Below are 15,865 nucleotides of genomic sequence, written 5' to 3' on the forward strand. Positions count from 1 at the left end.
TACATGCTTTTTCCTCTGAAAATGGTTTTGTGAAAAAAAATTATGAATCAGCACCAACACCTAAAGTATATGAAGCTGATGTTTATCTTAGTGATGATGATTTAAAGTTAGCCATAGAGCAAAGTCTGGCAAATAGCGAGTTTTGGAAACAATTAATACTATTATTTGAAAACTCAGATAAATTAATAGATAGAATAAACGATAGCTAATTTGGATTGAAAGATGTATCAGGACATCTTGTTTTTGATATGGCAAAATTAATTTTAAAAAAAATGGACTTAGAAGATTTTTTATCTTCGCATCCAGAATATTATGGATTTAATGGTAAGGAATTTAATGATATTTTTAGGAGATTAAAAAAGATACTTGATTCTACAGAAGTTACCAATTCAGACCAATTTGCTGAATTTATGATGAACCTTATTTCGTTTAATAAATATTCATACTCTATAGCAGATAAGTTTCTTAGCTCAAATCTATTAGCAGTTGAATCTATAAATAAAGCCTTAGAAAATGATTCGTTAAAATAATATTGAATTATTTTAATCGATACTTCGGTTATATCATTTTTTACTTTTAATATGAATTAGGGGGTTTTCATGATTGAAAATTATCTACCTAAAAAAATGTCACAATATTATTATAAGGTAGTGGCTCAGCTTAATTATAATAAAAGAGGGAGTGAAGTCACAAGAAATACTAAACAATCTTATGATTCCTTTGAAGCTAGTCAACAAATATTAAATTCTATAATAGCAAATAATAACCCTCGTTTACGGTTTCAAAATAATGAAATAACTTATTCATTTACATCTTCTGATGATAGTGATGAAATTAATGAATTAACGCATGAACAAAGAATACAGGTAAAAGAATCTTTAGATGCCTGGTCTGATGTCATTAATATAAAATTCATTGAGGTAGATAAAAATACCGCGAGTACTCTTAGATTTTTTCCTAGTATGAACTTACAGGATGGGAAATTTTCTTATTTATCAAATCAAGATATGAATTTAGATAGCATACCCTGTTTTTTTAACATACAGACACATCGTCATATATTACAACCTGAAAAGGGTATTTATGGTCGAATGGTATTAGTCCATCAAATTGGCCATGCGCTCGGTTTAACTCATCCTGGAAATTATACTAATATCGTTTCTGATATTGAATCACCGCAATATTTGCAATGGAAGCATGAACGAGAATCTTATTGGAATAAAGCTAATTATCTAGAAGATTCGCTTAAATATACGGTTATGAGTAATTGGAGTGAAAAATATACTAATGCTGATTTTGGCGGTGCTTATCCATATACCCCGCTTATAGATGATATATATGCTGTACAGCAATTATATGGTGCTAACATGGCAGCCAGAAAAGGGGATACTATATATGGATTTAATGCTAATGCGGATAAAAATTATTATTTAATAAATGAAGATGATAAAGGTAATATTTTCACGGTATGGGATGCTGATGGTAATGACACCTTTGATTTTGCTGGTTATTATCAAGATCAACAGATAAATTTGAATCCGGGTTCATTTTCTAATGTTGGTGGTTTAAAAGGAAATATATCAATAGCCAAAGAAGTCATTATTGAAAATGCGATTGGTGGTCGAGGAAATGATATCATTATCGGCAATGAATTTAATAATATTATCAATGGTGGAGCAGGAAGTGATATTATTTATGGCGGATTGGGACAAGATATACTTTGGGGTGGAAATAATGTAGATCCAACCAAATTTAGTGAAAATATAGCCGCGATTCATTCTTATGTTCTCTTTACTCCTCCCTATCAAGAGTCTCAACAATCTGAACATATAGTGAAAACGAATAATCTGAAGAAATTGCTTGCTACTTCCTTAGAAAATGAAACGCTTTCTTCTGATGTTTTTGTTTATACTGCTTTTGAAGAGTCATTACCTACCTCGCCTGATATGATAATGGACTTTCGCACTAACAGAGATAAAATTGATTTGTCGGCGATCAATGCCAGTCATAATATTGCTAACAATGGTAAAAATTTTATTCATTTTGGGGTCGGATTTCACGGTGTTCCTGGAGAAACCGTCATATCTTATAGCAATAAAGACCATTTTTATCGTATCAGTATCAATGCTGATGATGATTTTGAACCAGATTTTGTTATTAAAGTTGCCGGTAAAATTGTAGCGGACACTGATTTTATTTTATAAATAGTTTTGCCTAATTATATGAAGATGGTAGAGCAAAAGTTTTATAATAAGCCAAATTGAAAATATCTTTTGGCGGTTAACTGTTGTGTTAATTTTTAATGTAAATAGTTAACTAGTGATGGGATTAATGCAACAGCAAACTTAAAATTACTAAAGATTTATGAAGCTATTTTCCGCGTAAAACAACATCAATGTGTAATCGGTGCTGCATATCTGTTCGCCAAAGGGTATACTGAACCACTTTTTTAAAATCACAATCTATCTATCGCGCGAATCTAAACATGCAAAAGTTCGATACCAAAACCTTTCAGGGATTGATCCTAACATTACAGGATTACTGGGCGCGTCAAGGCTGCACCATTGTTCAACCATTGGATATGGAAGTTGGTGCCGGGACGTCGCATCCGATAACTTGCTTGCGAGCACTAGGCCCGGAGCCGATTGCTGCCGCTTATGTGCAACCCTCTCGTCGGCCAACTGATGGACGTTATGGTGAAAATCCTAATCGTCTTCAGCACTATTATCAATTTCAAGTCATTATTAAACCCTCACCAGATAATATTCAAGAGCTATATCTTGGTTCATTACAAGCATTGGGGTTAGATCCTACAATTCATGATATTCGCTTTGTTGAAGATAACTGGGAAAATCCAACTTTAGGAGCCTGGGGACTTGGTTGGGAAGTTTGGCTAAATGGGATGGAAGTCACCCAGTTTACCTATTTTCAGCAAGTCGGTGGTTTAGAGTGCAAACCCGTTACCGGAGAGATCACCTACGGTCTTGAGCGTTTGGCTATGTATATTCAAGGCGTTGATAGTGTTTATGATCTACTCTGGTCTGATGGCCCGTTAGGAAAAACAACCTATGGTGATATTTATCTTCAAAATGAAGTTGAGCAGTCGGCTTATAATTTTGAATATGCTAATGTTGATTTCCTATTCAAATGTTTTGAAGAGTATGAAAAAGAAGCACAATATTTATTATCGCTAGATACGCCACTGCCTTTACCCGCTTATGAGCGTATTTTAAAAGCTGCCCATACATTTAATTTATTAGATGCCCGTAAAGCGATTTCAGTTACTGAACGGCAACGTTATATTTTACGTATTCGCACCTTAACTAAAGGGGTTGCAGCAGCTTATTATGCTGCTCGCGAAGCACTGGGTTTTCCAATCTGTAAAAATAAGAACTAAGAGGCTGTCATTATGCAACAGACTTTCCTGGTGGAAATCGGCACAGAAGAGTTACCGCCGAAGGCTCTTCGTTCGTTAGCTGAATCATTTGCGGCAAATTTTAAACATCAATTAGCGCAGGCTGAGCTGCCGCATGGTGAAGTGCTTTGGTATGCTTCCCCTCGCCGTTTAGCATTAAAAGTAACCGACTTGGCCGCCTATCAAGCTGATCGTGAAGTTGAGAAGCGTGGCCCAGCAATTAGTCAGGCTTTTGATGCTAGCGGTAAGCCCACTAAGGCCGCTGAAGGTTGGGCGCGAGGTTGTGGAATTAGCGTTGAGCAGGCAGAACGTTTGGTCACTGATAAAGGGGAGTGGTTATTTTATCGCGCAACTAGCAAAGGTCGCGCGGCACAAGCGTTGCTTGTCGATATGGTAGCTAACGCACTGAGCCAGTTACCGATCCCGAAACTAATGCGCTGGGGAGATAAGGAAACCCAATTTGTCCGTCCAGTTCATACTTTAATCATGTTATTTGGTGATCAACTGCTCGAAGGTGAAGTATTGGGTGTTCACAGTGGTCGCGTGATCCGTGGCCATCGGTTCATGGGTGAAGCTGAACTGACTATTGATTCAGCTGAACAATACCCGGCGATCTTACGTGAACGTGGTAAAGTTATTGCTGATTATGCAGAGCGTAAGGCTTTCATCAAGCATCAGGCAAATAAGGTAGCACAGCAATTAGGTGGTATTGCTGAATTGTCTGATAGTTTACTAGAAGAAGTAACATCCTTGGTTGAATGGCCAGTTGTATTAAACGCAAAATTTGAACAGAAATTTTTGTCAGTACCGGCGGAAGCTTTGGTCCATACGATGAAAAGCGATCAAAAATACTTTCCAGTTTATGATCAGGTTGGCAATTTAATGGCCAATTTTATTTTTGTTGCCAATATTGAATCTTCTGAGCCACAGCAAATCATTGCCGGTAATGAAAAGGTGATCCGTCCACGTCTGGCAGATGCTGAATTTTTCTTTAAAACCGATTGTAAAAAGCGTTTAGAAGAATATTTACCTCGATTGGCAACAGTTTTATTCCAAAAACAGCTGGGTACATTGCGCGATAAAACCGATCGTTTAGAAGTGTTAGCCGGCTGGATCGCGGCTAAAATTGGTGCTGATGTTAATCATGCTACTCGTGCGGGTCTGTTGTCCAAATGTGATTTGATGACCAATATGGTGTTCGAATTTACTGACACACAAGGTATTATGGGGATGCATTATGCTCGTCGAAATGGTGAAGCTGAAGATGTAGCGCTAGCAATCAAAGAGCAGTATCAACCTCGTTTTGCTGGTGACCAATTACCCAATAATCGTGTTGCGGTTACCTTAGCACTGGCCGATAAAATGGATACCCTGGTAGGTATTTTTGGCATTGGCCAACCACCTAAAGGTGATAAAGATCCTTTTGCATTACGTCGCGCGGCGCTTGGCGTATTACGTATTATTGTTGAAAAGGGATACGATCTAGATTTATTAGAGTTAACGCAGCAGACGGCTCAGCTATATGGTAATAAGCTAACTAATAAAAATGTTATCGATGACGTGGTCGAGTTTATGTTGGGGCGTTTTCGTGCCTGGTATCAAGAGCAAGGATATCGTATTGATACTATCCAGGCTGTTCTAGCTCGCCGGCCAACTAAACCGGCCGATTTTGATGCCCGCGTGAAAGCTGTTACCCATTTTCGGACTTTGGAAGCGGCTGAAGCACTGGCGGCGGCTAATAAACGGGTTGCCAATATTCTGAATAAGTCAGATGAGAAATTGAATGACAATGTTGCCGCTAGCGTGTTAAAAGCACCCGAAGAGGTCACCTTAGCGGCTCATCTAGTTGTATTACAAGATAAATTAGCACCATTATTTGCTGATGGACAATACCAGAGCGCATTAATCGAATTGGCTTCACTGCGTGAGATTATCAATGCTTTCTTTGATAATGTAATGGTGATGGATGCTGATCAAATAGTAAGGATCAATCGTTTGACCTTGCTGAGTCAGTTGCGTGATCTGTTTTTACAGGTAGCCGATATCTCGTTATTACAATAATTTATTCATCGATTAAAAATCCCTTGAATTAATCTTCAAGGGATTTTTATTTATAATTAATCTTTGTCTTTACTAGAAAGAAAAATAGTTATATTACTAATATTATGACTGCATTAAAAAATTGTATTTTTAACAGCGATAAATAAATTTTTATCATTGCTAATGATAGTTTTATATTAATTAGTAAAATAAACAGATCTATCACATAATATTTTTAGAAAGATCGATTTCAATATTGTTATTAGCATTTCGTTTATGGGGTAATACAAAGCTAAAATCAAGAAGTTTACTAGATTTTATCTTTGTTAAATCGTATTTTGCTGAAGTTAATATAAACTGATTGACAACATATGCGTTATTTGCCTTTATGTTGACTTTTTGGTTATGATCGATGATTCCGCTATTGTAAAATGTTCCATCTTTTATTTCATAAAGACCAGTTTTGCTTTCTATTTCAGATTGATTATTAATAATGGCATTATCGCCAAATACTTCGACTAATCCTGTATTTTTTATCTTACCATTATTATTAAATTTTCCATCTCTGATAAGAAAATGACTATTTTTACCTTTTATTTTTGCTTGATTGTCAATACTTGCATTGATTCCAGTAACGACTAATATTTCAGTATTATTTATGGTACCGTTATTATAAAATTCTCCATTGATTATTTCATAGTGACTATTTTTATTGCTGAAAAGGGTACCAGAATTATTAAATATGCCATTTTTTATTGTAAAATGACTATGCTTACTATTTATTGCTGAATGGTCGTCAATGGTTAATTTTGCATTTTTAGCTAGGATTATATTTTGTAGGATATCGTCAGTAATATTAATAAATTTTGTCGCATTAATATTATTTATAGTAGTAAAAATATTGCTAATAACAGGCGTATCATGAACTGCAATGGTAATATCATTGACATTTAATTGGCTGGATTCTAAATGGATTGATTTTGCTAATAATTGTATTGTCTTAGCATCGGTAAAATTACCTGGTTTGATATTTTTAAAATGAATGTGTTTTCCTCTTATATTATTAGTTAAATAGCTAGAGGGAATATTATTCTCAAATGGGTAAGTAATTAAACTGACACGATCGACATTATTGAAACTGCAGTGTTCACTACAATTAATACCATTGGGATTAGCAATAATTAAATGAGGTTTATTATTGCCTAAAATTGCAATATTACCATTGATATTGGATTTTTCTGCTGAAATCACTTCAGTAATAATAAGGTTGGCTGGGTTTTCAGTGGCATTATTAATTTTTATGCCATGTTCACTAATATTAAATTTGTCATATTTATTATGAGAAATTTTAAACTGCCCCTAAGAAACTGCTGGTAATATATTAATCGTTAACGGCTTATCGGTAGAATTTAAATTAATTTTTCCATTAGAACTAACAATTTCAGTGGCTTGTTTTGATGGTATAGAATTATTATTTATTCCAGATAATTCAGACGCAAATATATCCCTAGAAAATGATATTGATATCATTAATGCTAATAAAGCTAATTTATGGTTATTGTTTTTTGATAAATTCATGCTATATCCTTATAAAATAAATGATTTGCTATCTATAAATTTTTGATTAATTTATTTTAACTTTTTTAAAAAGACAATTAATTTTTTTTAAACTTATTATTTCATATAGAATTTATAATATCTTTAATGTGTTATTAATATGATTAAATAATACTAATTGATATAAATTATAATCAAGGGTTGTCTTATATTATTGTTAATTATATTGTTGTCAAAATAAATCTTTAGTTATTTACTTACTTATTAAAAAGTAACTTGTTGATTTTTTTATCATCGTAATAGTAAATATTCACTAAAAAATTATTGACGACTTTATCGTGTCGCAGTAAGATGCACACCGTTTTCGGCGAGTAGCGCAGCCTGGTAGCGCAACTGGTTTGGGACCAGTGGGTCGGAGGTTCGAATCCTCTCTCGCCGACCAAATTTCCTAGCCCTGCTTTTAGTAGAATTTTTCCTTTCTGCCTATTTAATCATACCTACTGATTCTATAACTTAATTTATTATCAGACTGAATACATTAGAGATAAAGTCTCAATGTATTTTTTCTGAATTTATTCAATAAGTATGATAATTAATTTTACTCTTCTGGTCTTTTGTTTAATAAAGAATAAAATAGTTGCTAATTTTTGATATTTTTATTTTTATAAAAAAATTAATTTTATCTTTTTGTTATCTATCAGTGAAGGGAATTCACGTTTTTAATTCATAGCGAAGGAATGCTGATGAAAAAGTATCTATGTTTCTTATTATTGGCTATTTATGGTCACGGTTATGCACGAGTTGGTGTTGGCAAATTATCCTTAAAAGAGGCAAAACAAGAGATCACACAACAGCAACCGGTCGCTATTCCAATTAACTTACAACATATTAATAAAAATAAAATTTATCCCATTGAATCTCCTTGTTTGAATGTTAATTTTGTATTTTTTAATGGTCAGGAATTATTTGCTATATCACTACAGAAAAAATTATCTACCTTAGCAGATAATATTATTGGTCAATGTCTAGGTGATGAGGGGATAAAAATTTTTCTCACCAAAGTGAATCAAATATTTATTGATTCTGGCTATGTAACGACAAAAATTTCGCTACCGGAACAAAGTTTCATTTATGGCATTTTACGCATTGAACTGATCCCGGGTCTTATTTCTGATATTCGTTACGCTGATACAGGTAAAAGCCACTATTCTCTGCGTACTGCTTTTCCGCAAACAACCATTCTTAATGTTCGCGACATTGAGCAAGGATTAGAAAATTTACAGAACTCGCCTTCAACCCAACCAAAAATTACTGTTGATGATGATCCTAATACAGCTAATAGTAGTATCTTAACCATTAATCGACAGAAAAAACGGGCTATTCGCGGCCGACTTTCTGTTGATAATAGTGGTCTTAAAGATTATGCCAATTTAATGATTGATAATATGTTACTGTTTGATAACCCTACACTATTAAATGATTTTTTCTATTTTTATATTAGTCGTGATTTAGATACCGACCATAGTCGTGGGGTTAAAATTGGGACATTCTTTTACTCACTACCTTTTCGGAACTGGCAGTTTAATTTATCAGGTAATTATCAAGATCAATATTCTGCCAATGGTATCAAAACATCGGTCGGTAATTTGTACAAAAGTAGTCGTTCTAAATCATTAACTGCGCAAGCTCAATACTTGATTAAGCGACGTTATGATAGTAAGACTTACTTGAATTTTGGCACTAGTATTGCGACCAATAATGGCTACTTTGCTGGCCAAGAAATGAGTGTTCATAAGCGTAGGGCAACTTATTGGAATGTTGGTCTGAAGCATCAACAATATCTACCACGAGGTGAGCTCAATCTGGCAATGGAATATAAGCAAGGCGCTAATTGGTTTGGTGCCATGCCTTCGCCGGCAACGGATTTAAAAAGACCGCAAATTTTTAATTTTTCAGTTGCTATTAATCAACCCTGGCAAATAAGTAAACAAATTTTTCTTTATGAGGCAACAGCCGCTATGCAGTTAAGTCGTTCGCGACTGGATAGCTTATTAGAGGCTAAAAGCATCGGTGACAGCAGCAGCGTGCGTGGCGCAATGTTAACTAATATTATATCTGGTTCACAAAGTTTGCACATTAAGAATGAACTTAGTTGGTATACACCGTTGCCGGGCCATGTGCTCTATGCGACATTGGATTATGGTTCTGTTTCTGAAGATCGAGCGCGCTTTTGGCGTGATGAGTATTTAGTTGGTACATCGCTAGGACTAAAAGGCAGTTATAAACAATTGGGCTATACGATTTTCGTTGGTTTCCCACTAATAAATTCGTCAGATATTAAGCAAGATAATATGATTTCTGGTTTTCGTCTCACTTTTAGTTATTGATCACTTCTCAGGTATTTACTTTAAGTGGATACCTGCCTGATATTAATTTTCTATTTTTATGTTTCATCGTCAGTCATGAATTTATGATTTTCTGGCAAATCTTACCATAATCAAGCAATAATTGTTCATTAATTGACCAATTAGACATGCAGATGAAAATAGTTGTTAATCCTTATTTTGGTTGTATTTTTTAGAATTTATCACTAATAAATTGCAAATTATTTATTGTTTTATCCTATTTTTGTGAATTATAGGTTTTATCATTGTTTCTTGCTTGTTTAAAAAAACAGCAATAAAAGTATTGACGTGAGCGTCAACAATTGATTTATTGTTTAACGTCGATGATAAAAATATAACTAAATTACAATATCAGTGACACTATTTAATAAATTGCTTAAAAAATATAATAAAGTGACAACAGGGGAAGCACAATATGAAAATTTTTATGAAAAAAGCAGGGGTTTTATCTCTTAGTATCAGTTTGATTACATTAATTATTTCTACTAATGTACAGGCAAAAACTTTGGTTTATTGTTCAGAAGGCTCACCTGAAGGGTTTAATCCACAATTATTTGCATCAGGAACAACTTATGATGCTAGTTCTATCCCACTTTATAATCGACTGGTAGAGTTTAAATTGGGTACAACAGAGATAAAACCGGCATTAGCTGAACGCTGGCAAGTGAGTGATGATGGAAAAGTCTATACTTTCTATTTGCGCAAAGGTGTCAAATGGCATACTAGCAAAAACTTCAAACCAAGCCGCGAATTCAATGCTGATGATGTCATTTATACTTTTATGCGGCAAAAAGATGCAACTCATCCCTATCATAAAGTTTCTGGTGGCAGCTATGAATATTTTATTGGTATGGATATGGATAAAATCATCGATAAGATAGAAAAGATTGATGAACATACTGTGCGTTTTACACTTACTCGTTCTGAGGCACCCTTTTTAGCTGATATGGCAATGGATTTTGCTTCTATTTTATCTGCGGAATATGCCGAACAGATGATGAAAAAAGGTAAGCCGGAACAGGTTGATCTTGATCCGATTGGTACCGGGCCATTTCAATTAATTCAATATCAAAAAGATTCACGCATTCTTTATAAGGCCAATCGTGATTATTGGGGAGCTAAACCTAAAATTGATCGTTTAGTTTTTTCAATTACACCAGATGCTGCAGTACGCTATGCCAAGTTACAGAAAAATGAATGCCAGGTTATGGCATTCCCAAATCCAGCGGATCTTGAACGTATTAGGCAAAATAAACAAATCGTATTAATGGAACAACCGGGTCTTAATGTTGGCTATTTGGCCTTTAACACTGAAAAAAAGCCACTTGATAATGTAAAAGTCCGCCTGGCCCTAACAATGGCCGTCAATAAAGATGCCATTATTGAGGCAGTTTACCAAGGTGCAGGCCAGAAAGCGAAAACGCTTATTCCATCAACCATGTGGGGATATAACCAGGCAATTCACGATCACCCGTATGATCCACAGAAAGCAAAAGTGTTACTGAAAGAAGCGGGTATTGCGGAAGGTACCACTATCGATATTTGGGCAATGCCAGTACAGCGGCCTTATAACCCTAATGCTAGGCGTATGGCAGAGATGATCCAAGCCGATTGGGCAAAAGTGGGAATTAAAGCCAACATCGTTAGCTATGAATGGGGTGAATATCTAAAACGTGCCAAGAATGGAGAGCATCAAACGGTAATGATTGGTTGGACGGGGGATAATGGTGATCCAGATAACTTTTTCGCTACCTTATTTAGCTGTGCAGCTAAAGCAAAAAGTATCAATTACTCCAAATGGTGTAATAAAGATTATGAGGCTGTCATTCAGCCAGCGCGTGTAACATTTGATCATAATAAACGTATTGAATTGTATCGACAGGCTCAGGCTATTATGCATGAACAAGTCCCTGCTTTGATTATCGCTCACTCAACGGTATATAAGCCTATTCGTAAAGAAGTGACGGGTTTTGTGGTTGATCCGCTAGGCAAACATCATTTCGAAGTGGTTGATATTAAAAAATAAATTTAATTGTACTGAGTTGATTGTTAATTAATTACTCTATCGGGACTACTGATAGAGTAATAGTTGGCTTTGCTAGTTTTTCAATCAAATGAAATCAAACAACTTAAGTATATTAGTCAACATTTAACAGAGAAATCATCGAATGTGGCAATTTATATTTCGGCGTTTGGGTATTGTGATCCCTACGTTTATCGGTATTACCATACTGACTTTTGCGTTTATCCATATGATCCCAGGTGATCCCGTGACGATTATGGCTGGTGAACGCGGTTTAAGTCCGGAGCGTCATGCACAGATGATCTCACAATTAGGGTTGGATCAACCGTTATGGCAACAATATTTAAATTATGTTTATGATGTGTTGCGAGGCGATTTGGGGATTTCCTTAAAAAGTCGTTTGCCTGTTTGGCAAGAATTTTGGCCACGATTTATGGCAACCTTAGAATTGGGTATTTGTGCCATGATATTTGCGATTGCAGTGGGGATACCTATCGGCGTATTAGCAGCGGTTAAGCGTGGTTCTGTTTTCGATCATACCGCCATAGGTATGTCATTAACCGGCTATTCGATGCCTATTTTTTGGTGGGGGATCATGCTCATTATGCTGGTTTCGGTACATTGGGATCTAACTCCCGTTTCAGGCCGCGTGAGTGATAGTGTTTTTCTGGATGATAGCTATCCATTAACTGGCTTTATGTTAATTGATACCTTGCTGTGGGGAGAAACGGGCAATTTTATCGATACAGTAGAGCATTTGATCTTACCCGCTATTGTTTTAGGTACCATACCCTTAGCGGTAATAGTGCGTATGACACGCTCTTCTATGCTGGAAGTGTTGGGTGAAGATTATATTCGAACCGCGCGGGCAAAAGGGTTAAGCCGAAGTCGCGTTATTTTGATCCACGCGTTGCGGAATGCATTGTTGCCGGTAGTGACAGTGATAGGCTTGCAAGTTGGTACCTTATTAGCCGGAGCGATCTTAACGGAAACTATTTTTTCTTGGCCAGGTTTAGGGCGTTGGTTAATTGAAGGGTTACAACGTCGTGATTATCCGGTGGTTCAGGGGGGAGTTTTATTGATAGCAACCTTGATAATATTAGTTAATCTGTTGGTTGACTTATTGTATGGCATCGTTGATCCACGAATTCGGTATAAAAAATAAGGAAGGCAACTATGTCTCAAGCAATTGAACAACAAATAGATAAGATGCCAGAGCCATTGGCACCGTTACAAGAGTTTTGGCATTACTTTAGCCGCAATAAAGGAGCGGTTATTGGCATGGGGTATATTGTCCTCATGGTCGTTATGGCTTTATTAGCTGACTTACTTGCTCCTCATTCACCTAATGAACAATTTCGACAATTTTTATTGACGCCACCGGTTTGGCAAGAAGGTGGCAATTGGCAATTTATTTTAGGGACTGATGACGTAGGGAGAGATCTATTATCTAGGTTGATGCATGGTGCACGCTTATCGTTATTGGTTGGTAGTTTAGTCGTTATTCTTTCCCTGATTATGGGCGTCTCACTTGGCTTATTTGCCGGTTATATTGGTGGCTTGGTTGATATTGCCATCATGCGCGTTGTCGATATTATGCTGGCTTTACCCAGTTTATTACTGGCATTAGTGTTAGTAGCGGTTTTTGGTCCCTCCATTGTCAATGCTTCATTGGCATTGGCTTTTGTTGCTTTACCACACTATGTGCGACTGACCCGAGCGGCTGTATTATTGGAAATCAATCGTGAATATGTAACGGCATCGCATGTGGTTGGTGCGAGTGCATTACGCCAAATGTTTATTAATATTTTACCAAATTGTTTTGCTCCTTTAATTGTGCAGGCGTCTTTGGGTTTTTCCAATGCTATTTTGGATATGGCGGCATTAGGGTTTCTTGGTATGGGCGCTCAGCCACCAACTCCGGAATGGGGTACGATGTTATCGGATGTTTTGCAGTTCACGCAAAGTGCATGGTGGGTCGTAACATTTCCTGGTTTAGCCATTTTGCTAACGGTATTGGCATTTAATTTGATGGGCGACGGTTTGCGCGATGCCTTCGATCCTAAACTCAAGCAATAATGAGGTGATCTAATGGCATTATTAGAGATAAAAAACCTTTCGGTGCATTTTGGTGAGCAAAGTACTCCTTTTCGTGCAGATGATCAGATTAGCTATCAAGTAAAAGCCGGTGAGGTGGTAGGTATCGTCGGTGAATCAGGTTCAGGTAAGTCAGTCAGTTCATTGGCTATTATGGGGCTGATTGATAAGCCAGGCCATGTGATCGCCGATAGATTAGCTTTTGCTGGCCGTGATCTATTAAACATGACAGAAAAAGAGCGCTGTCAATTAATTGGTGCAGAAGTGGCGATGATTTTTCAGGATCCGATGACCAGCCTTAATCCTTGTTTTACGGTTGGCTATCAGATTATGGAAACGCTAAAAATTCATCAGGGCGGTAATCATCGTCGCTGTTATCAGCGAGCGATAGATTTATTAACCATGGTAGGCATTCCTGAGCCAAAATCACGCTTTAACATTTACCCGCATCAGTTATCGGGGGGAATGAGCCAGCGTGTCATGATTGCAATGGCACTGGCTTGTCGTCCTAAATTATTGATTGCGGATGAGCCAACAACGGCGCTTGATGTAACTATTCAGGCACAAATTATGGAACTGTTGTTAAGTTTGCAACAACAAGAAAATATGGCTTTAGTACTAATTAGCCATGATTTAGCCTTAGTAGCGCAAGCGGCTGATCACATTATTGTCATGTATGCTGGGCAGGTGGTGGAATCGGGTAAAGCCAGTGATATTTTTACTGCCCCTCGTCACCCCTACACTCAATCACTATTGAGAGCATTGCCTGAATTTGCGGTGAATAAACAGCGCTTAGCTTCACTACCGGGTGTGGTTCCGGGGAAATATGATCGCCCCATTGGCTGTTTACTTCATCCTCGTTGTCCTTTTGTCGGTGAAAAATGTCGAACTGAGGAGCCACAATTGAATGTTATCGCTGATAGGCAAGTAAAATGTCATGCTCCACTGGATGATAATGGGAGGCCAACAATATGAATAAACGTAAGCCATTAATAACTCCCTTACTAAAGGCAACGGAGCTGAAAAAATATTATCCAGTCAAAGGTGACCTATTTTCAGCGGATAGAACGGTAAAAGCCTTGGATGGCATTTCATTTGAGCTGCAAAAAGGTAAAACATTAGCGATAGTTGGCGAATCGGGATGTGGTAAATCGACGCTAGGGCGGCTATTAACGATGATAGAGACGCCGACTGCAGGTGAACTTTACTATCAAGGACAGGATTTATTTGTTAAAGATAAAACGGCACATAAATTGCGGCGGCAAAAAATCCAAATGGTTTTTCAAAACCCTTATGCCTCGTTGAATCCACGTAAAAAAATTGCTCAAATCCTGGAAGAACCTTTATTAATTAATACCCCACTCTCTGCGATGGAGCGTAAAGAAAAGATATTGCATATGATGGCAAAAGTAGGGTTGAAGGCAGAACATTTACAGCGTTATCCCCATATGTTTTCTGGCGGGCAAAGACAGCGAATTGCTATTGCGCGTGGATTGATGCTTGAGCCGGATATTGTGATTGCGGATGAACCTGTATCAGCACTAGATGTCTCTGTGCGGGCACAGGTATTGAATTTAATGATGGATCTACAACAGGATTTTGGTTTGTCGTATGTTTTTATTTCTCATGATTTATCGGTGGTTGAGCATATCGCTGATGAGGTGATGGTGATGTATTTAGGTCGCTGTGTTGAAAAAGGCACTAAAGAACAAATTTTTAACTGTCCACGCCATCCTTATACTCAAGCGTTATTATCGGCCACCCCTCGGCTCAACCCTGATTTACATCGTGAACGGATTAAATTAACCGGTGAATTACCAAGTCCAATTGATCCACCACCAGGCTGTGCATTTGCAGCCAGGTGTCTACATGCTGTTGCCCACTGTAGCCACTCACGGCCAGAGTTAAATAGTTATTATGGTCAACAGGTTGCTTGTTTTGCTGCCGATTTAACTAATAAATTAGTGGTCACTCGCGACTAATTGATATCTTTATTAACTGAAGTGATAATAATATTTTTAGTATTATTGTCACTTTTTTATTATTAAGCTAACAAGCTTGTATATTAATATTATCAGATGTAGGGTAATATTTAGCTTAAATAAATTAAATAACCCACTAAATCCCTACAGAAAAAATAAATCAAGAAGGAATTATTTATAAAATGAATAATATAATACTAGTTTGAAAATTATCTTAAATAATAAGAATATTTAAAAATACTTTTATCATTAAATTTTATATTAATTATAATTAATATTTTTATTATAATAATTTTATTAATAATTATATTTATGTTTTTTATTTAATTTGACACATTACCTAATA

13 protein-coding genes and 1 tRNA gene are annotated in these 15,865 nt (G+C 36.4%); 12 read left to right on the plus strand and 2 right to left on the minus strand.

What is annotated here, in order from left to right:
* Nucleotides 1-29: 29 nt before the first annotated feature.
* The 5 genes from H1X92_RS11850 (at nucleotide 30) to glyS (ending at nucleotide 5,476) form a co-directional block, all read left to right on the plus strand.
* Nucleotides 30-209: a hypothetical protein gene (locus tag H1X92_RS11850; RefSeq protein WP_180560349.1), complete on the plus strand. Its 180-nt coding sequence runs from the start codon at nucleotides 30-32 to the stop codon at nucleotides 207-209.
* A 6-nt stretch (nucleotides 210-215) separates the two neighbouring features.
* Nucleotides 216-530, plus strand: a complete 315-nt coding sequence (locus tag H1X92_RS11855; protein WP_180560350.1) for a hypothetical protein — start codon at nucleotides 216-218, stop codon at nucleotides 528-530.
* 69 nt (nucleotides 531-599) lie between these two features.
* On the plus strand, nucleotides 600-2,204 hold the full coding sequence (locus H1X92_RS11860; protein ID WP_180560351.1) for a M10 family metallopeptidase C-terminal domain-containing protein: 1,605 nt from the start codon (nucleotides 600-602) through the stop codon (nucleotides 2,202-2,204).
* A gap of 281 nt (nucleotides 2,205-2,485) precedes the next feature.
* Nucleotides 2,486-3,397 carry a glycine--tRNA ligase subunit alpha gene (gene glyQ, locus H1X92_RS11865; protein ID WP_180560352.1) on the plus strand — a complete coding sequence of 304 codons (912 nt, stop codon included), beginning with the start codon at nucleotides 2,486-2,488 and terminating at the stop codon, nucleotides 3,395-3,397.
* A 9-nt stretch (nucleotides 3,398-3,406) separates the two neighbouring features.
* Nucleotides 3,407-5,476, plus strand: coding sequence for a glycine--tRNA ligase subunit beta (gene glyS / locus H1X92_RS11870; RefSeq protein ID WP_180560397.1), 2,070 nt, complete (start codon nucleotides 3,407-3,409; stop codon nucleotides 5,474-5,476).
* Nucleotides 5,477-5,677: 201 nt separating this feature from the next.
* Here glyS and H1X92_RS11875 read toward each other — a convergent pair whose 3' ends face one another.
* Nucleotides 5,678-6,802, minus strand: a complete 1,125-nt coding sequence (locus tag H1X92_RS11875) for a filamentous hemagglutinin N-terminal domain-containing protein (RefSeq protein WP_180560398.1) — start codon at nucleotides 6,800-6,802, stop codon at nucleotides 5,678-5,680.
* A 12-nt stretch (nucleotides 6,803-6,814) separates the two neighbouring features.
* Nucleotides 6,815-7,033 carry a hypothetical protein gene (locus H1X92_RS11880; RefSeq protein ID WP_180560353.1) on the minus strand — a complete coding sequence of 73 codons (219 nt, stop codon included), beginning with the start codon at nucleotides 7,031-7,033 and terminating at the stop codon, nucleotides 6,815-6,817.
* 344 nt (nucleotides 7,034-7,377) lie between these two features.
* Between H1X92_RS11880 and H1X92_RS11885 the strand changes: the two genes are divergently transcribed.
* The 7 genes from H1X92_RS11885 to H1X92_RS11915 all read left to right on the plus strand — a co-directional run bounded on the left by H1X92_RS11885 (nucleotide 7,378) and on the right by H1X92_RS11915 (nucleotide 15,519).
* A tRNA-Pro gene (locus tag H1X92_RS11885) sits at nucleotides 7,378-7,454 on the plus strand.
* A gap of 301 nt (nucleotides 7,455-7,755) precedes the next feature.
* The gene (locus H1X92_RS11890) at nucleotides 7,756-9,399 is read left to right on the plus strand and encodes a ShlB/FhaC/HecB family hemolysin secretion/activation protein (protein WP_180560354.1); all 1,644 of its coding nucleotides are present in this window, start codon (nucleotides 7,756-7,758) and stop codon (nucleotides 9,397-9,399) included.
* Nucleotides 9,400-9,832: 433 nt separating this feature from the next.
* On the plus strand, nucleotides 9,833-11,443 hold the full coding sequence (gene dppA / locus H1X92_RS11895) for a dipeptide ABC transporter periplasmic-binding protein DppA (RefSeq protein WP_180560355.1): 1,611 nt from the start codon (nucleotides 9,833-9,835) through the stop codon (nucleotides 11,441-11,443).
* A gap of 142 nt (nucleotides 11,444-11,585) precedes the next feature.
* Nucleotides 11,586-12,605: a dipeptide ABC transporter permease DppB gene (gene dppB / locus H1X92_RS11900; protein WP_180560356.1), complete on the plus strand. Its 1,020-nt coding sequence runs from the start codon at nucleotides 11,586-11,588 to the stop codon at nucleotides 12,603-12,605.
* A gap of 11 nt (nucleotides 12,606-12,616) precedes the next feature.
* Nucleotides 12,617-13,519 (plus strand): dipeptide ABC transporter permease DppC, encoded by a 903-nt coding sequence (dppC, locus tag H1X92_RS11905; protein WP_180560357.1) that lies wholly within the window; start codon nucleotides 12,617-12,619, stop codon nucleotides 13,517-13,519.
* A gap of 12 nt (nucleotides 13,520-13,531) precedes the next feature.
* Nucleotides 13,532-14,512, plus strand: a complete 981-nt coding sequence (dppD, locus tag H1X92_RS11910) for a dipeptide ABC transporter ATP-binding protein (RefSeq protein WP_180560358.1) — start codon at nucleotides 13,532-13,534, stop codon at nucleotides 14,510-14,512.
* Nucleotides 14,509-15,519: a peptide ABC transporter ATP-binding protein gene (locus H1X92_RS11915; protein ID WP_180560359.1), complete on the plus strand. Its 1,011-nt coding sequence runs from the start codon at nucleotides 14,509-14,511 to the stop codon at nucleotides 15,517-15,519. The genes dppD and H1X92_RS11915 overlap by 4 nt, the downstream gene beginning before the upstream one ends.
* Nucleotides 15,520-15,865: the final 346 nt, after the last annotated feature.

Source organism: Arsenophonus endosymbiont of Apis mellifera, from assembly GCF_903968575.1.
GTDB lineage: Bacteria > Pseudomonadota > Gammaproteobacteria > Enterobacterales > Enterobacteriaceae > Arsenophonus > Arsenophonus apicola.